The sequence below is a fragment of the Streptomyces marianii genome, from assembly GCF_005795905.1.
GTDB classification, from domain to species: domain Bacteria; phylum Actinomycetota; class Actinomycetes; order Streptomycetales; family Streptomycetaceae; genus Streptomyces; species Streptomyces marianii.
The window spans coordinates 17,695-43,332 of sequence record NZ_VAWE01000001.1 but is presented as its reverse complement, the minus strand read 5'-3'; the positions used below and the strand labels follow the sequence as shown (position 1 = coordinate 43,332).

15 protein-coding genes and 1 pseudogene are annotated in these 25,638 nt (G+C 69.8%); 11 read left to right on the top strand and 5 right to left on the bottom strand.

What is annotated here, in order from left to right; genetic code table 11:
- Positions 1-351: 351 nt before the first annotated feature.
- The gene (locus FEF34_RS00160) at positions 352-4,383 is read right to left on the bottom strand and encodes an AAA family ATPase (protein ID WP_138051319.1); all 4,032 of its coding nucleotides are present in this window, start codon (positions 4,381-4,383) and stop codon (positions 352-354) included.
- A gap of 80 nt (positions 4,384-4,463) precedes the next feature.
- On the opposite strand from FEF34_RS00160, the gene FEF34_RS00155 reads away from it, so the two are divergent.
- The 5 genes and pseudogenes from FEF34_RS00155 to FEF34_RS00140 all read left to right on the top strand — a co-directional run bounded on the left by FEF34_RS00155 (position 4,464) and on the right by FEF34_RS00140 (position 7,746).
- On the top strand, positions 4,464-4,946 hold the full coding sequence (locus FEF34_RS00155; protein WP_138051318.1) for a hypothetical protein: 483 nt from the start codon (positions 4,464-4,466) through the stop codon (positions 4,944-4,946).
- Between the two features lie 301 nt (positions 4,947-5,247).
- Positions 5,248-5,448 (top strand): annotated as a pseudogene (locus FEF34_RS43855) (hypothetical protein); the annotation flags it as partial.
- A complete protein-coding gene (locus tag FEF34_RS42250) occupies positions 5,381-5,662 on the top strand; it encodes a DUF6207 family protein (protein ID WP_325063608.1) in 282 nt (93 codons plus the stop codon). The pseudogene FEF34_RS43855 and the gene FEF34_RS42250, both read left to right, overlap by 68 nt.
- A 146-nt stretch (positions 5,663-5,808) precedes the next feature.
- A complete protein-coding gene (locus tag FEF34_RS00145; protein WP_093600456.1) occupies positions 5,809-6,198 on the top strand; it encodes a hypothetical protein in 390 nt (129 codons plus the stop codon).
- A gap of 93 nt (positions 6,199-6,291) precedes the next feature.
- Positions 6,292-7,746 (top strand): HEPN domain-containing protein, encoded by a 1,455-nt coding sequence (locus FEF34_RS00140; RefSeq protein ID WP_138051317.1) that lies wholly within the window; start codon positions 6,292-6,294, stop codon positions 7,744-7,746.
- Between the two features lie 175 nt (positions 7,747-7,921).
- Here the strand turns inward: FEF34_RS00140 and FEF34_RS00135 are convergent, their stop codons facing one another.
- Positions 7,922-10,009: a DNA methyltransferase gene (locus FEF34_RS00135; RefSeq protein ID WP_138051316.1), complete on the bottom strand. Its 2,088-nt coding sequence runs from the start codon at positions 10,007-10,009 to the stop codon at positions 7,922-7,924.
- 119 nt (positions 10,010-10,128) lie between these two features.
- On the opposite strand from FEF34_RS00135, the gene FEF34_RS00130 reads away from it, so the two are divergent.
- From FEF34_RS00130 to FEF34_RS00110, 5 genes are read left to right on the top strand one after another with little or no spacing between them, the layout of a single operon-like run.
- Complete coding sequence (locus FEF34_RS00130) at positions 10,129-12,627, top strand: DISARM anti-phage system protein DrmE domain-containing protein (protein WP_138051315.1); 2,499 nt, start codon at positions 10,129-10,131, stop codon at positions 12,625-12,627.
- A complete protein-coding gene (locus FEF34_RS00125; protein ID WP_138051314.1) occupies positions 12,624-14,156 on the top strand; it encodes a hypothetical protein in 1,533 nt (510 codons plus the stop codon). Before FEF34_RS00130 ends, FEF34_RS00125 begins: the two co-directional genes overlap by 4 nt.
- Positions 14,051-16,183 carry a helicase-related protein gene (locus FEF34_RS00120; protein WP_138051313.1) on the top strand — a complete coding sequence of 711 codons (2,133 nt, stop codon included), beginning with the start codon at positions 14,051-14,053 and terminating at the stop codon, positions 16,181-16,183. Before FEF34_RS00125 ends, FEF34_RS00120 begins: the two co-directional genes overlap by 106 nt.
- Entirely contained in the window at positions 16,167-17,981 is a 1,815-nt protein-coding gene (locus tag FEF34_RS00115) for a hypothetical protein (RefSeq protein ID WP_138051312.1), read from the top strand. Before FEF34_RS00120 ends, FEF34_RS00115 begins: the two co-directional genes overlap by 17 nt.
- Complete coding sequence (locus tag FEF34_RS00110; RefSeq protein WP_093600474.1) at positions 17,978-19,042, top strand: phospholipase D-like domain-containing protein; 1,065 nt, start codon at positions 17,978-17,980, stop codon at positions 19,040-19,042. The genes FEF34_RS00115 and FEF34_RS00110 overlap by 4 nt, the downstream gene beginning before the upstream one ends.
- Positions 19,043-19,192: 150 nt before the next feature.
- On the opposite strand, the gene FEF34_RS00105 is transcribed toward FEF34_RS00110, so the two are convergent.
- The 3 genes from FEF34_RS00105 to FEF34_RS00095 form a co-directional block, all read right to left on the bottom strand.
- Complete coding sequence (locus FEF34_RS00105) at positions 19,193-20,344, bottom strand: ATP-binding protein (RefSeq protein ID WP_171052750.1); 1,152 nt, start codon at positions 20,342-20,344, stop codon at positions 19,193-19,195.
- Positions 20,345-20,440: 96 nt separating this feature from the next.
- Positions 20,441-22,795, bottom strand: a complete 2,355-nt coding sequence (locus FEF34_RS00100) for a DDE-type integrase/transposase/recombinase (protein WP_138051310.1) — start codon at positions 22,793-22,795, stop codon at positions 20,441-20,443.
- Between the two features lie 17 nt (positions 22,796-22,812).
- On the bottom strand, positions 22,813-23,571 hold the full coding sequence (locus FEF34_RS00095) for a TnsA-like heteromeric transposase endonuclease subunit (protein WP_138051309.1): 759 nt from the start codon (positions 23,569-23,571) through the stop codon (positions 22,813-22,815).
- Between the two features lie 987 nt (positions 23,572-24,558).
- Between FEF34_RS00095 and FEF34_RS00085 the strand changes: the two genes are divergently transcribed.
- The gene (locus FEF34_RS00085; protein ID WP_138051308.1) at positions 24,559-25,635 is read left to right on the top strand and encodes a patatin-like phospholipase family protein; all 1,077 of its coding nucleotides are present in this window, start codon (positions 24,559-24,561) and stop codon (positions 25,633-25,635) included.
- The last annotated feature ends 3 nt before the right edge of the window (positions 25,636-25,638 follow it).

Here is a 25,638-nt window from a genome sequence, read left to right as displayed (position 1 = left end):
CATCAGCGGGCCATCAGCGTCCCTACGACCTGGGTTCGACAGAATTCCCATCACCTAGAGTCACAAGATGAGGTCTGACCAGGGAGGATGCACTAGGTCATGGAGAGGGGGCGTGTCTCTAGGCTCTGACATTCTTGCTGGTCAGCGCGGTGATGACCGCCAAGGGCCCCTTGATGCTGGGGCGTTGCAACCACGCTATCCGATCACATAGCGGGTTTCTAGCCCCATCGCGCTGCGCCGAGGCAAGCCCGCAAAAGTGGCGAAAGGTGATGAATCACCCTCGGATCTTGTGGCATTGTCAGAGAATCACGCCTCTCTCGCCAACTCCTTGACCAGCGGGAATGTCAGCGCCTAGAGACACGGGCAATTCGGGCGTGAGGCGATGAAGCTGCAGGTCATGGCCCACTTTGCATCTCTAGGCGAACCGACTTCTGTCGAACGCAGGTACGACGGTTCTGCCTTCAGCGGCCAGTCCAGGGTGGCAAGTCCTGCCGGCCCGGCAATGTGCACATGCTGCGTATCGCCGGCAGTGTGCACGATGTTGGTGACCGGTGCCGCGGTGAGCAGGCTATGAACGAGGCGTCCGGTGAGAGGGTCCCACAGCCGCATGCCGGTGCCGTTGCCGGCTGCCAGCAGCCATGACCCCGAGGGCTGGGGGAGTGCGGTCATCACAGCGGTGTACGGGGTGTCGATACGGCCCATCCGGCTCCACCCCTGCGGATCCCAGAACGCGATCTCATGAGGTGTGGCGATGGCCACCACGACACGATTTTCGGGTAGGGGGACGAGGCACAAGGCGGTGACTGTGTTGCGGTAGGGCAGCGTGCGTTCCTCGACGAGTTCGCCACCGGCCGCATCCCACACCAGCAGCCGGGAGCGCACCGCCCCCGCCACCAGGCAGCGGCCGGCGGGGGACGGCAGCGCCAGCAGCGCGCTGACCGGCCCGGTGCCGGGGAGCGGTCTTACCTCGCCGGTAACGGCATCCACAATGATCGTCCCGCTGCGGTCGGCCACCACGAGAGCGGGTTGCCCATCCGGGAGCTGCACGGCGCAGCAGCGGGCTTGCTCGAACGAGCCGTTCATCAGTGGCCGGGCGACATCATCTCTGGTGTTCCACAGACGGATGCCCTTGGTGTCGCCTACGGCCACGGCTGCTGAGCCGCCCCGGATGGGCAGGGCTTCCAGGAAGGTCACGGGGGAGAACTGCTCGTAGTGGTCGAGACACTGCCCGGTGGCGACGTCCAGGATCTCCACCTGGGAGCCGGTGGGGACGGCCAGCCGTTGCGTACCCGTCGCGGACGGCAGGGCGGCCATCAGGTGCGCTGCCCGCGCGACCCGCTGCGGCTTGGCCGCCTGCCGGGGCCGTGGCGAGGGTGATGGGCGGGAGCCCCGCTGCACCGCAGGGCGGGGACCGTGGAGTTGGATGCCCTCGTCACCGGTGATGGCAACCTTCCATGCCTTGTCCGGGCTGGGAATGCCGGCGAACATCGCTCGCGGCGACGCCGGGTACGTCCCAATATGCTGCGGCTCGGGCCGGGATGTATCCCACACCTCGATGGCGTCGTCCGTCACGATGCCGGCCACACTGGCGCCGCCGGGAGCAGCCAGCGCCACGAGCCGCTGACCCTGAGTGGGCAACCGGCCGACCACCTCGCCCGCCTGGAGGGCATCGGTGGGGAAGAGCTCGCTCTTGCGGGCGGTGATCTGGAAGGGGTTGAACAGCCAGACCGGCTCGTCCGGGCCGCCGCGCAGCACGGCCAGTAGATCGCCTTCCGGCCCTTGCACGGCGGCCATGGACCGGGCAGTGGAGAACGGCAGGTGCAGGGGCAGGACGTCGCCGGTCAGGGGATTGAACAGCACCCACCCAGCGCGGTGCCGTTTACACAGGTGGTAGCCCCGGCCCCGCCGGTCACGGACCCAGGTCAGCCGCTCCGGCAGGCGAAGATCGTCAGGCAGACGGACCAGCTGGACCACGTCCTCTGACGGCTTCCACAGGGCCAGTTCGTCCCGCCCGCTGGCCAACACCATCGTCCACCGGTCGGCGCCATCCTGCGCCACCACCACCGTGCGCACACTGAGCTGTTCCAGGCCCGCCAGTCGGCGGCCCGAAAGCGGATCGAACACCGCCGCGCTGCGGGGCCCGGCCGCCACCAGGAAAGGACGCCCGCTGGTCCCCTTCGCGACCGTCAGGCCATGAGCCACACCGGTGTCGATGTGGGTGAGCTGCTGGCCGGTTGTGCTGTCCCAGACACCGATGCCGTGACGGGTGCTGGCGGCGAGCAGTTGGCGGCCGCCCACCGTCGCCAGCGAGCACAGGGCGTGCACCCGGCCCATGGGGGACGCCACCACGTTGGTCCGCGCCTGCCAGTGCCCCCACTGGGTGCGCAGCCGCGGGCCGAAGGAACGGGCGGGAGTCGGCGATGCCGGCAGCAAGTCCTTGCCCTCTTCCTCCCCCTGTGTCGCCAGCTGGAAGGAGAGGCTGCTGAAGCGGGACGGGGCATCCACCGACTCATCCAGGTACGGCTCGATCAGCCCGGCCGATGTGAGCACCCGACGCTGGGGGTCACCCACCGGCAGCGGCAGGCCCAGCCGTCCGCGCAGCGACCTTGAGCTCTCCCAGACCGCCAGTTCCACCGGCATGATCGAATCGTCCAGAGCGTGGCCCAGCTCGGCATGGGCCACCGTGTGGCGGCGCACATAAGGATGCGGTGCCAGGCGGCCGCCCTGCTCGGCCAGGTGGGCGCAGGCCTCGGCGATGGCACGGTGGACCTGCGGCACGGGCCGCAGGCCTTCCATCTCAGCAGCCCATTCGGCAGGAAGGCCCTCAAGGGGCTCCCCGATCAGCAGGCCCGGCTCGGTCAACAGCACCTCGGCCACCCGCTGGTGGACGGGCCGGTAGGTGACTCGGCCGTCCTCCTCACCGGCGGCGAGGTAGCCGACCAGGCGGCTGTGGCGGACCGTGCGGATCACCGCATCGATCTCGTCGGCGGGCGGTGCAGCCGGGCCGAGGACCGCGGCGGCCACCGCCGGCCACACTTCCGCCCACGGCAGCCCCGCGCCTTGGGCGAAGGCGGTGGCCCGCAGCACCGCCAGCAGCATCGGCAGGCTGATGTCCTGGTCCCTGGCTGCCTGCCGCACATCGCTGGCCAGCAGCGCCGTCGTCCCGGCCAGCAGCCGGCCACGCCAAAGGGGATCGTGCACGTCCTGCCAGCCGATCGCGGACCTCAGCTGGGCGGCGGCCAGCCTGGCATCGAGGAACGACGGCTTCACGGCCTGCGCGATCACCGAGGCCACCTCGGCAGCCGCCGCGGCGTGGCCGGCATACGGGCTGTCCGCAGCCGCCTGCAGCACCATCTCTACATAGGCGGTGATGTCGGCGGCGGTCTGGGCCCCGTCCGTGCGCAGCAGGTCCAGCGGCACGCTGCTCTCGCCCATCCCCGCCTGCAGCACGGTGTACAGGAAACCCAGCAGCTGGTCGGCCGCCGCATCCTGCAGCTTGCCGCCCTCGACGTCCTGGGCCGAACTACGCATTCCCAGTACCAACCGCACCGCCGGTTCCCCGTCCGCACTCCGCAGCCGGGCCAGCGGGGCGATCACGTCGGACAGGCAGGCGGTCGGTTCCTGCGCCTCATCCAGACCGTCGACCACGAGTGTTATCGGCTCCCGCACCTCCGCGCAGACTGCGGCCACCCGGTCCAGCAGTGCCTGCACGTGTGGCTCGCCCCCGACTCTCTCGGTGCCGAGGGCGGCCAGCAGATCCTCGATCAATGCCAGCGACGACTTTCCCCGCGCCAGCACGGCCGCGTCCACCGCACGCTGCCGCGGCCGCAGCGGTGCGGGAACCGCCTCCACCATGTCCGCGAACCGGGTAACGAACAACGGATCGCTCAGCGTGACCAGCCGGGCCAGCAACGCCGACTTGCCCGAGCCGGCCGCCCCGGTCACCACTAGCACCCCCGCCCCGGCATGAACGAACTCCACCAGCGCCTGCATCAGCGTCTGGCGCCCGCTGAAATACCAGCCCGGATCATCGTCATCGGTACGGCCCGAGGCGCGGGCCAGCCAGTACTGCGCCAGGGTGGATGCCGACAGCGACACCGGCTGCCGGGACGCCTCCACGACCTGTTCCTGCGGCTGATAGCGCGGGTTGGGCAGGCACAGGCTCGGCTCGTCGCGGCGCGAGTCCGGCCACACCCACAGCGCCCGCAGAAGGGCGGGGTTCTCATCCCCGACCGTGTTGAGGAGCTTCTCCCATTCCTCGAACGACAGATGGGGCGCGGTGAAGCCGGCCGACTCATCCCTGGCCTTGTCCAGCGCCAGCTTCAGCAGCTGCGTGAACTCGCCCCGGTGCGGCTCCTGCTCGAAATCACCGCTGGTGATCACAGCGAGACTACCTGCACCACGACATCGGTGAGCGCATCCGCGCCGAGGTCCGCACCGAACTGCACCGCCCCGGACCCCGCTTGGTCATCGCGCACTCCCTGGGCAGCGTCATCGCCTTCGACATGCTCACCCGCGAGGACACCGGCCCCGGCCCCGACGGCCTGACCGCCCTCGTCACCTGCGGATCTCCCCTGGCCTGGCCCACCATCCGTCATTCGCTGGGCCAGGACGGCGCCCTCGAACTGCCCGACGGCATCGACTGGCTGAACCTCCACGCTGCCGGTGACCTGGTCGCCCAGAGCGGACTGGGGGCCGTCGCTCCGGCCGTCCGTGACGAACTCGTCCGCAACGGCATCACCGATCCGCATACTGCCGTGCGCTACCTCGAGAAGCAGCCGCTCGCCGACCTCATCGTGCGCACCACCACCGCGCAATGCCACCAGGGCAGGTGCAGACGGGTGCGCCTCGAGGGCCGGACCGCACGGAGACGGCCGCCTGGGCGAACACTGCTGCACGCGGCGGCGGTTGAGCCTCACAGAGGGTGCCGCAAGCCGTTGCTCTGAGCCTCAGCGGCTCTCAGCACCGGGCATTCCGGCCCGGAAGATCCGTCACAACAGCAAAGCGTGAGAGCTTCGGTTTGAGTACGGTCTCTCGCTTCCTCCTGCCGCTGCTTCGGCAGGGTTGCGCCATCTGCCCGCCCCGCCTCCGCCTTGCGGCGGGGCGGGTCTCCTCGTCGGTTCCATGAGCAAAACGCTGGCCTGGGGATCTAGTAATCATTTCCGGATTTGGCTGTGGTGTGGCGCGGCTTTGGACTGGGGGCTTGTGGAGCTGCAGGAGCTGGAGAGGTCCTGAAGTGCGAGTTCAGTGATCGGCGTGGGATTTCCTTGTGTCTGCGCGGCTGGACCGGGGCGTCGACGGCCCCGAGGGCCTGCCACTCAGCCGAGTGAAGACGCACTGCGGCGGAACCCTCCCGTGGACACCCGGCGTAGTGCCGTACATGAACGAAGTGCACGTAAGCCGGTTGGCCTGGTCGACGTCGCGGCCGCCGACGACGCCACCGCGCTCGCCTTCCAGCAGCTGCTTGCCGACCGGTGGGCGACGGCGAACAGCGGAGCACACGACCCGGGACGCGGGCGAGCTCGGCCTTCGGCTGCGCTGCTACCTGGACCTGCGTCAGCTCCATTTCCTGACCTCCTCGGCCTGGAACCGACGCATCTCGCTGGCCAGAGACCTGAACAAGGTACCCGTGGCGCGCCATGGGCCCTCCTGCGAAGGTTGACGGCTTAGCCCACAACCAGGGGCGCGCCACCCGTGCAGGTGCGCGTCCTTCCCTCAGCGTGGGTGGGCGTACGGAGGATCACGAAGTGGCCGCCGGAGGCACGTGACCTGTGGCAGGCTCATCTCCCTGGGGGAGAGGAACGACTGATGACCCGTTACCAATGCGGATCTTGCTCGTATCAGAGCGACCATCTCGGCGAGGCGCAACAGCACTCGCACCAGACGGGCCACGTTTGCATCGGCAAGGACGGTGCCGGGCCAGCCGGAGGTAAGTTCGGCAAAGTCAGGGTCGCGGTTAAGGTCGGCGCCAGCGTTCTGGCCGCCACCACCATCGGGGTCCTTACCTGGAAGTACAAGGGGCTTCAGGAAGAGCATGAGGAGCTCCAGGCGAAGCACGAGGGGCTCCTGTCCATGGCTGCCGGACTGGTCGTGCAGTTGGCGGAGTCGACGGCGGAGAATGAGAGCCTGAAGTCGGAGAACGACTACTTGAAGTCAGCCACCGGTGCCTCGAAGACGCTCAAGAGCTACGACTGCTGAGTGAGGGCGTACTACAGGTAGGGCCACTGGCGGACGGGTGCCCCGGAGTTCGATGCTCGAACAACGCGGGAACGGCCGCTCAGGCCGGGAGCTGTGGCCTGGTGGTTGGGTGTGGCGGGCGGCAAGGGTGCGCTATTTTCGTACCATATGGAAGACACTTTCCCGCTGCGTCAGGCCGTCCTCGCCTGGCTTGAACAGGCACGGGACCTGCCCTCGATACCCGAGGCGATCACCGATGTAGCGCTGTCGACGCAGCCGGAGTTCGATGCCGTGGTCAACGCGGTGGTGGGCGCCGCGCCGAAATCCGAACACCGCGACCTGTACGGCAAGGCCGATGGTGACTGGGTGCCCCGATGGTCCACGCTCCTGGGCGGATCAGGGCTCGGGGACGCGACCCGTCTGGTTGCCCAGGGGGCGACGGTGCCGGTGGAAGAGGTTGCGGACAGCTTCGTCGCTTTCTGTACGGCGCCCGCGCCGGCAGTGGAGGACTGGCTGTTGCTGAGCGGCGAACTCCCCGAGGGGACACGGATCCCGCTGGGCCGGTACACCCTGCAGACTTTCACCGCTGACGAGCTGAGGCAGTTGGGTCCGATGTCGGCCCTCCACGGCCTTCAGCCGGGCGGGCTCGACCTCCGTCTCCTGGCTGGTGCGCCGTTCGTCCACGCCCCCGATCCGGACCGTGCCTCGGACCGCAGTGGCGCGCCCTGGTTCGATTTCACCGGCCCGCGGCCGGAGGCCCGGCACTGGAGGGCGCTGCTGCCGCTGATCCTGTGGAGTCCCGAACTCCTGCATGTCAACGCGGTGTTCGATGTTGAGCGCGGCCGCGAGTTCGGGCTGCACCCAAACCACGTGCCCACCACCCTCCAGATCTACGAGGACCATGACGGCAGGCAGGAGGAAGTCGAGGTCCGCGAGACCGGCACCTTCCACGTCACCCAGGCGCAACTCCCGCGCCTGCAAGCCTTCTGCGCCGCCGTGACCGCAAAGATCGACGCTGTCATGGACGGCGCCACCAGCAGCCGAAGGCTGCCCAGGAGGCGCGCCCTGCGCTTGGAGCGCGCGGCCCGGCACCTGCTGCAGGCCCACCAGCGCACTCACAGCGACTACGGCGTGTGGGAGCAGGAGGCCGACGAGCTGCACCTGGACTACGTCATCACGCTGGAAGCCCTGATGGCTAGCCCCGACGACAAGCACGAGGGCGTCAGCGAAAGGATCCGGTCCCGTGCAGCCGCCCTGTTCCTTACCCCGTCCCTGCGCCAGCAGGTCGAGACAATTGTGCAGGAGGCGTACAGCGCGCGCTCCAAGTACGTGCACGGGGACGTCCTCAAGGACCAGGAGGAGAGCGAGAAACTGGCCGCCCTGCGTGACCTCAGGCTGATCGTGCGGCAGGTTGTTCTGCGCTGGCTCGTCCTCACCCCTTGCGACACTGAAGACCTCGCCCCCCTCCTCGACGCTGCTGCTGCCGGCACCGGCCGCGAACGCGCTATCGATGAACCCCTGCGTGCCTTCTTCCGCGCAACGCCGCCGCAGGACCGCCTCGGGCTCTGAGCCGGACCACAGTGCCGGTCGTGAGCAGTGCGACGCGGCCCGCTGTTCCTGGGCAGGCGACTGGCAGCAGTGCGAGGGCAGTCGCCGGCGGGCGGTCCGCGTGCTGGGGCCGTCCCCGGTCCTCCTGGCTGGCTTGGGCCAGGCCGGGATGTGGCAGGCACCGGCACCGGGGGAGTCAGGTGGTGCTGAACTCCGCTACCGCCGCCGTGGCTCGCTGGTCTGCCTCTGCTTGCAGGGTCTCCCAGTCGGCGGCCACCTGGCGTGTTCCTGTCGCCAAGACCGCGGCGCGTACGGCGGTGCGGACATCGCCGGGACCCACCCGCAGCCCAGCTCCCCTAAGACCCTGGATTTCCGACAGCGCCTGCGCGGCGGCCTGGTCGAGGTCGGGGGCTGCCCCGGCAGACGTGCCCGCGGCGTCCCGGCACAGCACGATGACGTCGATGCGGTTGGGCTCCGCCGCTGCGGTCTTGGAGAGACTGGTCGCCACTTCGGCGATCACGGCGCGGGTCGTGGTAACGGTGAAGCCAGCGTCGGACAGCGACCGCATAAGAGCGCACCAGCCCGTGGTCTGCGACTGGTGGAAGCTGAACAGGAGGCAGCCGCCGGGCTTGAGGACGCGCCGGCACTCGCGCCAGACACGGGCTGCGGTGGCTTGGAATCCATCAGGGGCGGCGTTCTGTACTTCCTGGACGGCCCGGGTGCTGGGCATGTCCGGGTAGCCCTGGTAGGGGCGCATGGCGCTGAGCCACGCGTGGAAGAAGTCGGCCAGTTCCGAGTAGTGGACGTTGTCGACGTAGGGGGGGTCGGTGACGATGAGGTCCACGCTGTTGTCGGGGAGATCCGTCTGTGAGGCGTCGCCGGTGGTGGTGTAGGCCGTTGCGGGATTCCGCACGAACTGCTGCCACGTCGTGCTCAGGGGGCGGGCGACGGGCAGCGAGGACTGGTCGACGGCGAGGATCCGGCCGGCCTCGGCCCTGAAGTCCAACGGGGTGCCCTTGTACTGGGCTGCTTTGTGCAGCCGGGTGAGCACCCCGGAGAACCCGGCCGATCCCCCCTGGGCGCCCCAGGGGTCTCCTTCGACGCTGCACCGCTCCGGTCGCAGTACGTGGTTGTGGAAGACCGAGCGGACCGGGCCGGTGCCCTCCCCCTTGTAAGAGCAGAACAGGTTGTGGTGTTCGACGGTTCTGCCGAACGATGCGATGAGCGCCTCGCGTTCCGCGGACGCCCCGGGGAGATCGCGCAGCGCCGCGCCGATCAGTCCCAGGCTGTAGCGCTGGCGCTCGTTGAAGAACCGCTCCCAGGAGTCGTACCCCCAGCGCAGCGCCTGGATGGTGCTGACGCCTTCCTCCAGCGCGCCGAGCGGGCGTACGAGCTCATCGGGGGATGTGTCGGCGAGGGACTTCGCTGCCTTGTCGTACAGGCAGAGGTCGAAGTCGTCGATCGCCCGGTACTCACGCTGGCCGTCGGCGCGCAGCACCAGCTTCGCGTACATGCGCCGCTCCGGGACGGCGCCGTTCAGCGCGGCAATGACAGGGGTGCGGTGACCGTGACGGCACGTCATGAATCGTCCACGGGCGGCCCCTTGGAACGAGAAGGCCATGCCGCAGGCGGGACAGTGCCCCCTCTCGTCCTTGCTCAGGTCGGTGACGCAGACGCCCCGGCAGCCCGGGCATACAGCCTGGGCGCGCGGGAATCGGCGCGGGTATGCATGGCGGGCGAACACTCGGGTGGTGAAGAGCTCCACGTCCTCGCCGCACTCCGGGCAGTACGCGAGGGCGACCCAGAAGTAGTGCAGGACCGGTTCGTTGGAGGCGGTGCGGTGCAATTCCTGGACGGGACGGGCGCACTTCCTGACGACCTGCCCGAAGAGGTCCGCGAGCACCTCTAGATCCCATGGTTGCAGCGCCTGCCGCTGGGTGAGCGTCGCGACGGGGTTGATGTCGCGACCGACAACGGCGGCCCCGAGTTTGGCCGCCTCGACGAGGGTGGTGCCCGATCCGGCGAATGGATCATAGACGACGAGCCCCCGCAGCCTGGCCGCGGCGTCCGCAACAGAGTCGTCCGGCCCGGACACCGCAGCCAACAGTAAGTGGCGTGCGACGCTGCCCAGGCGCCTCGCCCACCACTTGTGCACGTAGGTCGCGGGCCGGTGCACCTCCTTGCGCCACGACTCGTGCTCGGCGATCCGGCTCCACTCCACTGGCGCCGGCCCGGCCTCGAGAAGTGACACCGGGGGAAGGCCCGCCCCTGGCTTCTCGTTCATGTGTACGCCCCCGGTGGTCCGAACCCGGATCCACCGCCCTCGGATTGGGCAGGAGCAGGTGACGGCCTGTCAACGTGCGTTACTGTAACGGCAGGTAGTGGGGGGATACCAGGTGGGTGATGGCACGCGTGACATATCTGGACTGTCTCGTCCCTCCCGACGCAGACCCGGCCGACTTCTTCGAGCGCGTGCAGGCCCTTCGCATGACGGACCGCGGCCGCACCGTCGATCTCGGTCCACTGGACCGCGCCACCCTGACCCTGCTGTCCCGCGCCTTATCGAGCGACCAACACAGCGTGTACCTGGGACTCCCGCGCGGGCGGCACGACCTGGCCGTGCTGATCGGGATCTACCTCCAGCTCATACGGCGCGGCGCAGAGCTGACCGGCGGATCGCCCTGTCCGGTCCCTGACGGACCGGTGGTTGTCGTCGGATTGCGCACCAACGTCACCGTACGGCTGGCACAGCTCGCGATTGGCCGACAGAACCTCTCGCGAGCCCTGCGCATGCAGAGAATCCGCGGTGACGGGCGGGTTGTTGACCTCCAAGGAAGGATCACCAGGGCTGTCGATTCGCCCTCGGGACTGTTCTACCTCAACACCGCGCTCGGCAGGCCCTCACTGGGGAGCAGCGTCGGCACCGTCGTCATCGACCGCACCAGCATGGCCAACGACCAGTCCTGGGAGCGCGCGTTGGCCTGGGCGAGCGAGCACGACGCCGCTCGCGTCGTAGGCGTCGCCGACCTGGGCACCCAGCCGGGCAGCAGCAGGGCCTGGACCCAATGGCCGTGGACTCCCGCGCTGCGCACCGACGTGCGGCACACCCTCGGACACCGCTCCGCATACGGCCCCCTGACCAGCAACGCCCTCCTCGCCCATCGCCCGGCAGCCGCACCAAGCGTGGCGGTATACCGCCACGAGCAGCTCGCCGAGCTGTACCGGACCGTCGTGGCGGGTGTGGTTGCAGCACGGCGTATCCACACGTCGGAGCCCTGGCCGCAGCCGGTCGCCGACGCCGTGCGCCTGCTCAACCTGCTGTGGTGCAGCTGGGGTTCGATCGGAAAGCAAGACGCCTGGCAGGTGCTGATGGGGCGCGGCAGCGGCGCACGGGCGCTGGCCCGGTCGGTGTCCCGCGGGACATTGGAGGGCCGGGCCGGGCCGTGGGGGCTGTTCCGCGAAACCCAATGGCCCGACCTCCGGCGCAGCGTGCTGGACCTGTATGAACTGCTCTACGACGACAACCCCCGCCGGGACCTGCTGCTTGCGCTGATCGCCTGGGCACGGGCCGACCGGGCAGACGTCCCCGTTCTCGTCCGCACCCGCTCCCGCTCTGCCGCCGCCGCTGTCGCCGAGGAGCTGGCCGACACGCTCGGCGGTGACGCCGACTCCCTGCTGCTCGCTCCCCGGCCCGGGCCCGCCGCCAGCAGGGGAGCCGGAACGCTGCATGTGATGCCCTATACAGAACGCCTGCCCTGGGACGCCTCGCCGAGGCTCGAGCTCCACCTCGGTGTCCCCGCGGCCTCACGCACCGGCGTGCTGTTCTCCGGTGCTGCCGATGAACACCTCGTCGTTGTAGAGCAAAGCGAGTACACCTGGCTGGAACGTTCAGCCGACCGGGCGCTGCACGGCTGGCACGAGCAGATACGCCAGACCGCCGCGGTGCTGAGGCTGGGCGAGGTACCAGAGCGGGTGACGCCCCCGCTGCCCGTCGCGTACGGCCCCGTCGACCTCTCCAGACCGTCCACCGCACCAGAAGAGCCGCCCCAGCACGACAGTCGGCTCGCCCTCGACCTCTCAGCGCTCTTCGAGGACTACGACGCCCCGGCCAGGGCCATCGGCACCTCGGCGGACCCCGGCCGCAGCGCCACAGCGGTGGCGGCCGCGGACGACCCGGTGCCGGCCACGGCCGTGCTCACCGAACCCGAAGGGACAGTGCTCTGGCTGCGCAGCGACGAGCAGGTCGACGTCCTCATCGGCCAGCGCTACGCCAGGGTGCCCGTGACCGCACTCACCCCCGGCAGCCGGCTCCTGCGCGCACGCGGCGACGGGCAGTCCAGACTCCACGACCGGCTCGTCATGGTGATGCACGACAGCGCCGAAGTGACCGCCATGGACACGATGATCGGCTTCTTCCGCCAGGCCATCACCACCGTGCACGAGCAACGAGGGTCGTGGCCAAACGTGCTCACCGCCCTGAAGAACCTCGGGAGCGAGGTCTCGTCATGGCAGGCGGTGAGCAAATGGGCCGACGGCAGCGTCATTGCCCCGGAGGACCCGCAAGACATCCACCGGGTTGCCCTGCTGGCCCGGGACACCCGCCTGACCGCAGGAGGCACCTGGCAGCGCCTGGCCCGCATGGCGGAGGAACTACGCCGCTTACACCGGGCGCTGGGCCACACCGCGGCGGCGGCGATGACCGAGGCCGCACGGGGCACGGAAGGCCCCGCGCTGCGCCAGCTGAAGACACTGTGCTCCGGGATCGACGTCTCGGAGGTCCTCGAGGAGTTCGACCTGGTCGTCGTCCGCAGCGTCGGCGGCCAGAAGAGCGTGTCCACAACCGCCCTGGGCCGCGTGCCAGGCCCCCGCAGCGCAAGCAGCTCACCACAGGAGGCGCCGTGAACGATGCCCGCAACAACCCGCTGGCGCCGCACCCCGACAGCGCTGCGGACAACCAGCGGGAGACGGTGCTGATCGACCACCTGACGCAGGTCCTCGCCGACAGGCTCGCCGACCGTAGCGGAGCGCCGCACAAGCCCCCGTGGACACCACGCGACCACGTCGTCGTCGGCGTGCTGCCCGCCGTCGCGGTCCCGCCGCAACAGCCCCCGGCACCAGACGAGGCGACGGCTGACCCGGGCCGCCGGCCCGTCGAATCCCTGCGCGGCACACAGGCGCCCCCGGTCCTGGCACTCGACTTCCGGGTGGGCATCGCCCCCGGCCGCGGGACCGCACAACTCGCCGTCCACTGCCGATTCGCCCTGTACCTGGAGGACATCGCCAGCTACGCCGAGCACATGGAGTACCTGCGCGGCGACGAAGACCCCTCCGGCGCACAGGCCCGGCCGGGAGAGCTGCTGGGCGTCTGGCGCCGCCATGACGTCCACGTGCCCGACCTGGTCATCGAAGTGCCGCTCGGGGAAGGCGACCTCGATCCGCACGCGCTCAGCGAGGCCCAGCAGGTGCTGGACCGTGCGGTCCGCCGAGCGGTGGACGCGCACTTCGCCCGCCCCGAGGCCCGTCGCCCGCTCACCGCGGGGCCGCAGAGCCGCCAGGGGCGGCGCCGGCGCAATGTGCTCCCCGCGGAGGCCATGGCCGACGAGGAGGCATTCCACCGCCACGTCGCGGCACTGCTGGACCGCGACACTGCCCCCTGCGCACCTCAACTGGTGCTGTCCGCGCACGCCCAGGCCCTGGACGGCGGCGACCACCTCATACGCGTCTCCCTGCACAACCAAAGCGACACGGCGCAGAGCGACTGGCAGGACCTCTCCGTGTACGACTGCCGCTTCGCGGTCTTCCCCGGAGACGGCATCAGCATCGTGCCCCAGCGCTTCCACCTCGCCCCCCGCGATTACCGCCTGGAGGAGCTGGCGGAGGTGATCGGTCGCGGCACCGGCTGCGCAGCCGTTCCCCACGGCAGCGGTCTGCGGACCGAGACCCTGCCCATCCATGTCCAACGCACCGTCGTACCCCGCCAAGCCGGGGTGCGACACCCGCGGTGGCGTGAGCTGGCCGACGATCCGACCCCGATCCTGGACTCCGTCGAGGTCGCGATGGCCCGCTACGCCCGGGAGTTCGCCGCCGCCTGCCGTGCCGCCCAGCAGCTGCCGCACCACAAGGCCATCGAACCGACCGCGCCCAGTTCGACGACGAGGCCAGGCGGTTCGGCCTCGGCCGCGAGTGCCTGGACCTGGACCCGGACCTCAAGCATGCCTTCCGGCTCGCCAACGAGGTCTTCGCCCGCGTCAACGACGGCCGCCCGTACGACAGTTGGCGGCTCTTCCAACTGGTCTACATCGTCTCCCACCTGCCGGCCCTCGCCGTGCGCGAGCACCCGCAGCGGACGGACCTGCGCGCTGAACTCGACCACACCGACGTGCTGTGGTTCCCCGCGGGCGGGGGGAAGACCGAGGCGTACCTGGGACTGATCCTCACCGCCCTGTTCTACGACCGGCTGCGAGGCAAGCACGCAGGGGTCACCGCCTGGCTGCGCTTCCCGCTGCGCATGCTCAGCGTGCAGCAACTCGACCGCACCCTGCGCATGCTGATCGCCGCCGAGGAGCTCCGCGTCGAACGCCGGATCGGATCCCCCCACGACGACCCGTTCGCGCTCGGCTACCTCGCCGGCGGCACGGGCAGCCCCAACGATCTCCACTGGGATGGGGGTTGGTGGCGCGGTTGGGAGACCGAGGCCGCCGCCACCCGGGCGGGGACCTTCGCCGAAGACCACCTGCGCGACCGGCTCGTGATCACCTGCCCCTACTGCGAGCGCGACAGCGTACGGCTGCGCCTGGACATCGATGCGGTCCGCCTGCATCACGAGTGCGCCGCCTGCCAGCGGATCCTGCCTCTGCACGTGAGCGACGTCGAGGTCTACCGCACCCTGCCGGCGATCGTCATCTCCACCGTCGACAAGCTCACCGGGCACAGCTGGTTCCCCGAGTTCACCGCGTTCCAGCACGGACCGAAGCACCGCTGCGCCGAGCACGGCTACTTCTCCTTCCCGCGTTTCGGAGTCTGCTCGGCCGGGCCGGACCACTGCACCGCGCCGAAGGGCGGCTACCCGGCGGCCCGCCCGATCAAGGACCCGGTACCGGCACTGACGGTGCAGGACGAGATGCACCTCCTCAAGGAGGAGCTCGGCGCGTTCAACGCGCACTACGAAGGCATGATCGCCGAACTCCAGTCAGGAGCAGGCAGCGGCCTGCCCAGCAAGGTACTGGGCGCCTCCGCCACCATCGAGCAGTACCAGGACCAGCTCCGCCAGCTCTACGGCCGCCGTCCCCGCGCCTTCCCCGCACCGGGATGGACACTCGGCGAGAGCTTCTACACCACGACCCGGCCCGACTTCCGGCGCGTTCACATCGGAGTGCTCCCGCACAAGCGCCGCAAAGCCGACGTCGCCGCGATCGTGCAGGGCGAGCTCCTCACCGAGATCGCCCGGCTCCAGGAGGAGCCCAAGGCCCTGCGCGAGCGCCTCGCCCTGCACGGGCTGCCCGACTCGGACCTCCCACGGCTCCTCTTCCCCTACGAGGTCTCCTTGGCCTATGTGAACAGCAAGCAGCACGGCACCCAGCTCGACGAGGAGCTCGGCCAGCTCTCCGACGACCTGCAGCACGCCGGACTCGACCGCGTCGAGCATGCGGTGCTCACCGGCGAAGTCCCGGTCCCCGACCTGGCCGCGGCCATCGCCCGGGTCCAACGCGAGCACTTGGACACCCCGCGAGGAGAGCGGCTGCGTGCCCTGGTCGGCACCAGCGTGCTCAGCCACGGGGTGGACCTCGAGCGCCTCAACCTCCTGGTCCTGGCCGGCATGCCGCCGACCGCCGCCGACTACATCCAGGTCACCGCCCGGGCCGGGCGAACCCACGCAGGCCTCGTCGTCACCGTCTACGACCCCGTCTCGCGCCGCGAACGCTCCATGTTCTCCAACTTCCTGAGCTACCACCGCCTGCTCGACCGCATGGTCACCCCCGTGCCCGTCAACAAGTACGCCTACTTCGCAGCGCGACGCACCCTGCCTGGCATCGTGCTGGCGCTGCTTCACGACGCCGCCCGTGACCCCGCGCTGAAGCCACCACCGGAAGGAGCCGACTACTCCAAAGACTTCAAGCGCTGGTGGAGCGCCCAACGACCACTTCTCGACCCCTGGCTGGAACGACGCATCCCAGCCTGCTACCGCGAGCGTGTGGAGGGCGTCAACGGGCGCGGCCTGGAGAACGACCTCGTTGCGCGGATCATGGACACCTGGCGGCAGGAGGAACGCCCCAACCTCAACAAGGGCGCAGAGGAAAAGCGCACCGCCTACCTGTTCCTCCAACAGCCGCTCACCAGCTTCCGCGACATCGACAAGAGCACAGCGTTCCAGTCACTGACCAGCAGCCAGGACGCCTTCAATGCGCTCGCCACCAACACTGCCGACAGCAAGGGGGGCGAGGATGAACCGCAGCCGTAGCCAGGCCATGACCGCCTTCCTGCCCGGTGCGGTCTTCCGCCACGAACAGCGGCTGCGAGGCAGGGTCCAGGCAGTCGACGGGGACGTGGTCAAAAAACTCAACGAAGACGTCATCTATGACGAAATCTCCCGCTACCTGGAGCGCTGGAGCGAAGACGCCAGAGCCGCCCTGCCCGTGCCGCAGGGCCGACTGCGGCAGAATTTCGTCCTGGTCAGTCCCGACCTCGTCCGCTTCGAGGTGTTCCCGCTCGTCCTCGAATGCGTCCGCCGCTCCTGCCGCCGCGTGCGCACCTACGCGAAGGCCCAGCAACTCGCGGCCGACCCCCGGTGCCGCACCTGCAGCGCACCGCTGCGGCAACTCCCGTACTTCAACGCGCACAACTGCGGACGCATCCGCCCCATGTACGTGCCCAAGTGCCGTGTTCCCGCGCACGGCTACGACCACATCGTGTTTGAGAACACGGGAAGCTTCGTCACCGCCCTCTGGCGCTGCGTCGGCCCAGGCTGCGGCGGCGCGAAGCTCCAGGGCACCTCGCAGTCCCCCTGCGGCTGCGAATGGAAGGACGCCGCCGGCCGAGCCATGATGCGGGCAAGGACGTTCAACGACACCCGCGCCTACCAGGTCCACGCCCTCCAACTCGTCAACATCGACAACTCCGAGTTCCGGCAGTACCAACGCCACCCCCAGCGCGGCCGGATCGCGGCCGCCCACTACCTCAACCTGATCGACTCCACGGCCCAGGGCCTCGGCGACGCCGCCCAGACCGTCACGGTGCCACGCCTGTCCCCGCAGGAATGGCAGCAAAAAGAACAACAACTGCGCCAGATCAACATGGGGGAGGAGGCAATCGAGCAGATCCGCAGAATGATGGGCCCGGAGGAGAGCGGCCTGGCTGCTCTGCCCAGTACGGACGCCGACAACGCGCGGTGGGAACTGCTCGGTGCAGACCGCCCCTTCGTGGAACGCGCAGCCGTCTTCGACCCCGCCCAGATCCAGCGCATTACCCTCGACGACCAGTGTGCACGCTTCGCCGAGCTCCAGGACCGGCTGGCCCAGCAGACCACGGAACGCGCCCGCGAGCAGGCCCGCACCCTGGGGATCGCGGAGATCGCCGTCACCTGGGAGTTCCCCGTAGCCCGAGTCGCCTTCGGCTACACCAGAGAAGAGCACGAGCCCGAACGGGGCGTCCTGACCGGCTTCCACAACAAGTACCACCACGACGGAAAGTACCCGGTCTACGTCGCAGCATCAGACACCGAAGCCCTCCTGGTCACCTTCTCCGCACGTTCCGTCCTGTCTTTCCTGGACGCCAAAGGACTCACCGCCGGGGTGGCCGAAGACGAATCGGCGGCCCGCCGGCGGCTGCTGGAACTGTTCACGGACCAGGACGACCCGGAAGCCGCCCGCGCGGCAGCAACCGTGCACACGGTCATCCACACCCTCGGCCACCTCCTGCTTCGCTCCCTGGACGACGGCCAAGTAGGACTGGCCGAGAACACGCTCGCCGAATGGGTCGTCACGAAGGCACTCACCGTCGCCATCTACGCCGACAACGTCCGTGAATTCACCCTCGGATCACTGTGGACCCTGCTCAGCAACCGCGTGCTCAGCTGGCTGGAGAGCACCGCCGACTCCGTGCTCAGCTGCGAGAACGACCCGCTGTGCCATCAGTCCTCACCACGATGCTGCGAACGCTGCGTCTACCTCACCTTCGGCTGCCAGCTGTTCAACGACGACCTCGACCGGGGCCTCGCCGCAGAGTTCCTCCGCCACACCGCCGCCTCGAGCCACACATGACCGACGAACTGCGACCGCTGGTCCCGCTCGCCCAGCTCCTGGAGCGCCTCGCGGGCAGCTACGCGGCAGCCGCCGAATGGACACGGGAGATCGCCAGAGCCGACACCCTTGACGCCCTCCGCGTCCACGGGGTCGCAGACGATCACGCTACCGCCGTACGCCAGCTCGCCGCCGAGTGCGGCCTACTGGGCTCAGGCCGGCACGCAGGGCTCGTCCCTGCCCGCCTCTCCCAACTCCAGGTGCTCCTGGACGTCCTGGACGGCCTTGACCCACCGCCCGCAGCACCACCATCCGAGCGCCCCCTGGTGTTCACCACCCCCCGAGCCGCCGCCCACCTCGTAGCGCCCCCCGTCCGACGCCTGGACCTGCTAGTCCAGGACGTCATCGCCGGAGCCAACAGCGAACTCCACATCGGCGGCCCCTTCTGGAACCGCCATGGCTGCGACCTACTGCGCGAGGTCCTGCTGCCCGCCGTCGCCGAGCGCCAGGTCGCCGTCCACTTCTACGCCCACGACCCGAGCAGCCGGGCCCAACCCCTGACCGACCTCGTCAAAGACTGCGCCGACTACGGAAGAACGTCCTTGTACTGGTGGACCGGGGCCAACCCCGGCATCATGCACGCCAAGTTCGTGGTCGCCGACCGCGCCACCGGCTACTTCGGCAGCGCGAACCTGTCCTCCCTCGGTCTTCAAGAGCACTTCGAGATCGGCATGGAACTGGGAAGAACCCAGGCATCCTCTCTGGTGGACCTGTGCACCCGGCTGCGCCAGGAAGGCTTCTTCGCCCAGGTCACCGAGGGACCGGGACGCGCACCGGACCCGCCCGTGTTCGTAGAGACCGCCGACGGGAAACGCCGCTTCGGCCAGTTGCGATCCTGGCACACCACCAGGGACGGCCGCCGTGAAGCGGACGTGCTGTGCCGCCTCTCGGACGACGCTCCGCGGCCGGCCAGGGTCCGCGTCGATGAGAGCCGCATTAGGCTCTTTCCCGGGGTCGACTACGCCAACGTGCCGGCAGACGGCGCTCGTGCGGGCGACGGCGAAACCGGATCCACCGGGTAGTTCATGACACGAGGCGAACGGCCCGCTGCCCGCCATGTTTCAGGGTCGAGCGGGTTCCGTTGCGGCGTCGATCTCCTCCAGCGCGATCCGCAAGCAGCCGCAACGCTTTCGGATCGCGATGACGGTGGCGGCGGTGGAGGCCGGCCGGCTTCACCGCTCGCCTGCGGCTGGTTGCCAGGGGCCGAGCTGGGCTGTCGCTGCTTTGAGCTCTTTCTCGGTGATGTTCTCGCTGCCGCTGTGGATCGCGATGACGGCGGCGGTGGAGATGACGTAGGTGAGGGCTTTGAAGTAGCCGCCGGTGAGCTGGTGCAGTTGGGCGGCGTGCTTGCTGAGGGCGTTTTCCTCGAGCCGGTACAGGCTCAAGTCAGCCTCGAAGCTAGCCAGTACGCGCCGGAACATCTCCTGTTCCTCGGCCTTGGGGCCCAGGGGCAGGGGGTGCAGCCAGGTCACGGGCAGCAGCGCGGTGGGGGAGGGCGAGACGGGATCCGCCGGGCGGCCCGCCTGTTCGAGCCGTACCCGGTTCTCCGCGCTGACCCGGGTCAGGTCCTGGGCCAGGATGCGGGCCTGGTGCAGGAGGTGGCTGGCGCCGGTGCCGCAGAAGATGAGCGAGATGCCCAGCTTGTCGCGCAGGTAGTCGAAGTAGGGCAGCACGTTGGCCAGTTGCTGTGGCGAGGACCGGTCGATGTCGTCGACGAGCAGCAGACGGGTCTGCGCCGTCTCCAGGACGTAGTTGACCGACAGGGTCACATCCTGGTGCCTGCGCATCTCCAGGACTTCCGTGAGGCTCTTCGGCTCGGGGTTGAGACCCAGGTAGGAGCCGATCTCCCAGATCCAGTTCACCCTCGGCTCCGGGTCCGCGGGGGTGGTGATGTGCACCACCGGGATCGTGTTGGGCTGCCGGCCGTTCGTGGCGACTTCGATCTCCTGCTGGGCGGTGCGTCCGATCGCCCGCAGCAGGCAGGTCTTGCCAGTGCCCGCGGGCCCGTCGATGACATGGTCCATCAGGCCCTCACGGCTCCCGCTGTTGCGGTGGACCGCCTCGACGACCGTCTTCTGCATGTGCGTCATCGCGCCGGTGGGCACCATCCGCAGGTGCCGGTGGTAGGCGATGGCCTGTTCGTCCGTCTTCCTGTCCTCGGTGGGACTGGTGCCTGCCGCCAGGACGGGCGGGTTCACCTCCTCGTCGACGAAGTGGGTCCAGCCGGTGAGCTGGAACAGCGGCAGAGGCCGCATCGGGGTGTCCCTCAGCTGCTGGCGCAGGCGGGCTTCACGCTTGTCACGCAGTTCGACGGATGCCTTCATCACGCTTCTCCCTCATCACGGTTCCTGCCTCGACACCGCCGGACCGGCCCCGGGCCGGATGCGGCTGCGTCGTTCACGGCCCCTGCCCCAGGTCGCCTACACATCCCATACGTCGTTCTCGGCCTCGTCATCGTCCGGATTGGGGTCGTCGAGGAGCTCTGCGTCGACGACCTCGTCTACAGATGCCGGTGCTTCGGCCGTGAGGGCCTGCGGCCCGCTGCCGTCGCCGTCGTCGGGGAAGAGCGCTGCGAGCGGATGCGGAGCCAGCCCGCTGCCCGAAGTCGGCCCCACGTCGTTGCTGCCTGCGGGCAGCAACGACGTGGCGGGTGCTGAGGGGGGTGCCATGGGGGAGATGGGCAGCGCCGGGTAGGGCCGCAGGGTCGACAGGTCGAACTCCTCCAGACCCGCGTACGGGTCCTGGGACGGCTGCTCCGTCTCCAACTCCAGCCCCTGGAAGGGCGGTTCGGCCCCGGTGCGCTTGGGCGGCGGCCTGCGACTGCGACGACGCCGGTCGCGCTGCGCCAGGGACAGGGCGATCGCCTCCTCGTCCTGCTTGCTGCCGCCGGCCGCCAGGTGCCGCTCTGCGTGTTCCTGCCACATGTCTGCGGTCCACGGATCGTGCAGCAGGTGCCGCAGCCGGAAGTCGCAGGTCACCCAGGTGCCGGCGGTGTGGTCGTACAGCCACACCCGCTCGGGGTGGTACGGGTTGAAGCGGCATTCCCACTGGTCGCCTCGGCCGGGCAGTTTCGAGCCGCCGCGCAGAAGGATCTCGCGGTAGTGACCGGCGTCCTGCGCGATGGGCTGATAGATCCGATAATCGATCATGAAGCCGCCCTTGCCGGGGCGGACCCACTGCCGCAGCAGGAAGGAGCGGTTCTCGGCAGGGGAGAGCGGCACCGCCCGGTAGCCGCTGCGGGCCACCTGGACCGCATACATCTCGTTGGGCGACAGCACGACGTGGGGACGGAACGGGTCACGCAGCCCCGCGTCGGGGGTCTGCTGGTACTCGAGCGCCACCCACTCCTGGGCCATCTGCTGGAGCTCGGCAATCGTGTACAGCGGCATCCGGTCGATGCCGCGGCCGCGTTTCTTGTGGCTGCGGCCCTGCCAGCCGTGCGTCACGTGCTGACTGAAGCGGTGCGCGAGGGTGACGAAGAAGTGTTCGGGGAGCGGTTTGTCGGTCGGGGTCTTCTTGCGCGCCGGGCGGCGGGCGATGCGCAGCCGGTCGCAGACCTCGGTGAAGTGCTCGCTCACATAGGGGCTGCCCTGGTCGTAGATGATCAGCTCGGGGCGGATGACCGGGCGGGCGGCGGTGGCCTCGGTGAACCGCTCGTCCGCGGCCCGCAGCGCCCCGAACGGCAGACTGGAGGCGGCGGCCGCACTGAGCGGGTCCCAGCCGGGCATCACCGGCCAGGGCGCGAATGCCTGGGCCAGCATCAGGGTCAGGTCGATCGCCCGGGTCGCCTGGCCCGCCTGCCCGCTCTCGGCGTCCCGGGGGCGGCTGGGCGTGATCATCAACGCGCACACGGTGTGGTTGGCCACATCGATGAGCGAGGTCAGCTCCGTTGCGGTGGGCCGGCCGTCGTCGCCGCGGGCCAGGATCCGCAGCGGCGTGGTGTCGGTCTGGGTCACCTGTCCCGGCCGCAGCACGACCTCGCGCCCGCCATGGGGCAGCGGCGGGGTGGAGGCCAGGGCGGCCCGGGACCGTGTCGGCTTGCTCAGGGCATCGGCCAGGCCGGACTCCTTCATCCGCAGGTAGAAGGTGGAACGGGAGGGCAGCAGAGCCGCCACGCCAGCCGAGCCGAGTTCCTTGGCGTACCGCGAGTGCAGCAGGTCCTCGACTTCCTCGCGGATCACGTCGATGGTCACATCCGACGCGTGGGCCCGCCGGGCCGCCACCTCCTGCATGGCGAACAGGCACCGCGGATCGGTGAAGCCACCCGGCCGTTTCTCCCGCCCTGCGGGCAGCAGCACAACCGGGTTCTCCCCGGCCGCTTTCCACTTGCGCCGCTTGTCGGCGAGGGTGTGAGCGGAGCAGCGGATGCCGTCGGCGGCCAGCCGCGCCGACATCGCGGCGCACCGCTGGGCCAGCGTCGTGTCCGGCCCGAATCCCCGCGCATGCTCGCTTCGGCCCGGCGCCAGACCGGTATCGATCTCCACCATGCGGGCCTGCCACAGCTCGGCCTCCTCCTCCTGCCCCTCCAGCCGCCCTCGCCCCTCAAGTGCCGCCCCGCCCGCGGCCGGTGCCGCACCCCCGCTGAGAACAGCGAAATCCTCCGCGCCCACCAGCCACCGGAAGGACACCGCCCGGGGCGCCTCCGCGCCGTCCTGCGGCACCAGCGTGACCAGCGGCCCCTGCCACTCCGCCACCTCCCACTCGCGCTGGTGCCAGCGCACCAGCGCCCCGATGGACAGCGGTCCCGCAGACCGGCCCTCATCTGCTCCCGCCATGCGCTCCTCCCGGTCGTTCAGGCCGTCCAGGCCATGGCATCGGGCAGCAGCGGATACGCGGTATCGAACAGCAGCCGCCGCTGCCAGAGCATCCGGTAGGCAAGGTCCAGCCCCGTCAGCTCGTCCAGCCCGCTCGCCGCCACCCCCGCCCGCAGACCCGTCGGCTGCCTGAACGCCTCCAGCAGCGCCTGTCCTTGGCCCTCCTCGTCGCCTGCGGGGAAGCGGTAGCCCGCCAGCCACCCGAGATTGCGCGCGCGCACCCCCGACGGCTCGCGGACCTGCCGCACCCGCCACCCTGCCGACCGGGCTACCTCCTCAAGCACCTGAAGCCGCGCCGCGGTCAGGCTCTCCTGGCCGGACGGCTTCAGCACCAGCACCTCACGTACACCATCGGCCGTGCGCGCCAGGAAATCGGGGCGCCAGCGGCGAAGGCGGCCTCCTGCCCGCCACCGCAGTTCCACCGGGCCGGCACTGAACGCCGCCCAGGCCGGCTCGAAGTCCAGCTCCACCGCCAGCCGCCACTGCCGCAGGCTGCCGCACACCACGGTCTGCTCCCGCGTCGCCACCGGCCAGTAGGTGATGATGCCCCTGCGGCCCCGATAGGGCACCGGCTCGCTCACCGGCCCGAACTCCTCCAGCACCACGCCCTGAAGCCCGTCCGCGGTGCACGAGTACACCGGCCCGTACGGCTCGCGGTACAAAGCCACGACACCCTGGCCCGCCTTCGGCACGGCCTCGCCTTCCAGCAGTCCGCCGGCGACCTCCACCGCACTCATGCCCACCCCCTGCCGTGCCGCCGCACGGCCCCGCAGACCTGTCCGCCCGTCAACTCCTGCATCTTCGGTCCCTGGCCGTGCGCCCAGCCGGCCCACACCGCAGCCCGGTACCCCCATGCTGCTGTGCGCCGCGCCGCGAGAACTTCCCCACCCGCCGGATACGCCTGAAAGGGTGAATACGGTGGTGACAAGGAAGTCGGGCACCCCCTTCCCGTGCGGACCAGGGCGTCCTGCGCGCCGCCTTGGCTGTTGAACTCGCCCGCCACGCGGCCCGGTTCGGCCCGCTGAACATCCGCTGCATCGATCAGTCCCAGGAAGGGGAGGGAGCGAGGAGACCCACCGTGGCCCGCCGGGATCCGATCACCGGTGGGGGAAGGACCCTGGCGCCGCCAACCGGCCCCGGCACCCCGCGTCCGGGGCGACGGGTATCCGGCAGCTGCCGGGCCAGGACGCACCAGACCGTCTGCGCCTCCGGCCGACGAGCGGTGTCCGCACCACGGCGATCCGCGGGGACGGTCCGCGTGACGAACAGGCTCGCGGTTCGCGCCTTCGGGCGTGTTGCCTGGCGGGCCTGAGACGGCAGGTGTATGCAGGCAGGAAGCCTGGGACCGTCCGTTCCAGGCGGGTCGGGGGTGGTGAGCTGGTGGCGGGTGGAGCGTACGAAGAACTGTCACATACGGGCCAGTTGGGGCCGGAGACGTTCGAAATGCTGCGACGTCTGGTTCATCAGGTCCGCCAGTCGTCCGGATTCCCGCCGCCCGAGGGGTACGCAGAGTGGAATGACGACGCGGCCTACGACGTGATCACGGCCATGCTGACCCGCGAGGGCGCCGGGCAGCACTTCGTGACCAGCTGCTTCGCCCTGGCCGCCGACGACGCCTCACTGGAGCGGCTGTTCCTCACGTCGATCAAGAACTTCCTCATCGATGAGGCGAAGAAGACCCCGCGCGGCAAGCTGCGGCGCCGCATCGCCCGGCTGATGGGCCCCTGTCCGGCGGCGGCTCCCGCGCCGCAGCCTTCCACCTCGGCTGCCTGCGCGCCCTTCACGACCGCGATCTCCTCGACCGCATCCGCGTCGTCTCCGGCATCTCCGGTGGCTCCCTCCTCGCCGCCCTGTGGGCCTACGGACCGTCCGACTTCGCCGACTTCGACATCCGCACCACCGACCTCCTGCGCCGCGGCCTCCAACTGGACATCGCACGCCAGGCGTTCAAGCCCTCCGCGGCCGCGCGCAACCTCACCGCAGCCGCCCGCGCAAGCACCCGCCAACTGTTCTCCCGCCACAGCGACGTCAGCGTCGCCCGCCCCGCCAACCGCACCGACGCCCTGGCCGCCGTCCTCACCCACAAGGCGTTCGGCCCCCAGACCATGGCCGATGTCACCCACCCGGGCCTCGACGTCGTTCTCACCGCCACCGATCTGGCCACCACCAACGCCGTGCGCTTCGGCAGCACCCGCAGCGGCTGCTCCCGCTACGGCACCATCACCGAGCCCATCCACGTCGCCACCGCCGTGGCCGCCTCCGCCGCCTACCCCGCGCTCCTGCCCGCCCTGGAACGCACCTTCACCTTCCAGCACCCGGGCGGACACAACCAGCAGCACACCGTGCTGCTCACCGACGGCGGCGTCTACGACAACCTCGGCCTGTCCGTCCTCGAGCCCGGACGCTCACCGCACCACACCCAGCATGTCTACGACGTGCCCTTTATCATCTCCTGCGACGCCGGCCTGGGCGAACTCGCCCTGAAAGCACCGCACTTCATGCCCGGACGACTCAACCGCTCCTTCGCCACCGTCCACCGCAAAGCCCAGGACTCCGCCCGCTCCCGCCTGCACGAGTGGGCCGCGAGCGGACGCATCGACGGCTTCGCCCTCGCCTACCTCGGCATGAAGGACAACTGGCTGCCCACACCGCCCGCCGACCTCGTCCCGCGCAGCGCGGTCGCCTCCTACCCGACCAACTTCGCAGCCATGACCCGCAGCGACCTCGAGGCCATCACCACCCGCGGCGAACAGATCATGCGCACCGTCCTTCCGATGTACCTGCGCCGGGCACACCGCTGAGAC

What these genes read in the sequence shown, in the direction of transcription:
- FEF34_RS00095 (WP_138051309.1), bottom strand. Translation starts at nt 23,571, where the DNA reads ATGAGTGCGGTGGAGGTCGCCGGCGGACTGCTGGAAGGCGAGGCCGTG.
- FEF34_RS00115 (WP_138051312.1), top strand. Translation starts at nt 16,167, where the DNA reads ATGAACCGCAGCCGTAGCCAGGCCATGACCGCCTTCCTGCCCGGTGCG.
- FEF34_RS42250 (WP_325063608.1), top strand. Translation starts at nt 5,381, where the DNA reads ATGAACGAAGTGCACGTAAGCCGGTTGGCCTGGTCGACGTCGCGGCCG.
- FEF34_RS00105 (WP_171052750.1), bottom strand. Translation starts at nt 20,344, where the DNA reads ATGAAGGCATCCGTCGAACTGCGTGACAAGCGTGAAGCCCGCCTGCGC.
- FEF34_RS00145 (WP_093600456.1), top strand. Translation starts at nt 5,809, where the DNA reads ATGACCCGTTACCAATGCGGATCTTGCTCGTATCAGAGCGACCATCTC.
- FEF34_RS00135 (WP_138051316.1), bottom strand. Translation starts at nt 10,009, where the DNA reads ATGAACGAGAAGCCAGGGGCGGGCCTTCCCCCGGTGTCACTTCTCGAG.
- FEF34_RS00110 (WP_093600474.1), top strand. Translation starts at nt 17,978, where the DNA reads ATGACCGACGAACTGCGACCGCTGGTCCCGCTCGCCCAGCTCCTGGAG.
- FEF34_RS00130 (WP_138051315.1), top strand. Translation starts at nt 10,129, where the DNA reads ATGGCACGCGTGACATATCTGGACTGTCTCGTCCCTCCCGACGCAGAC.
- FEF34_RS00100 (WP_138051310.1), bottom strand. Translation starts at nt 22,795, where the DNA reads ATGGCGGGAGCAGATGAGGGCCGGTCTGCGGGACCGCTGTCCATCGGG.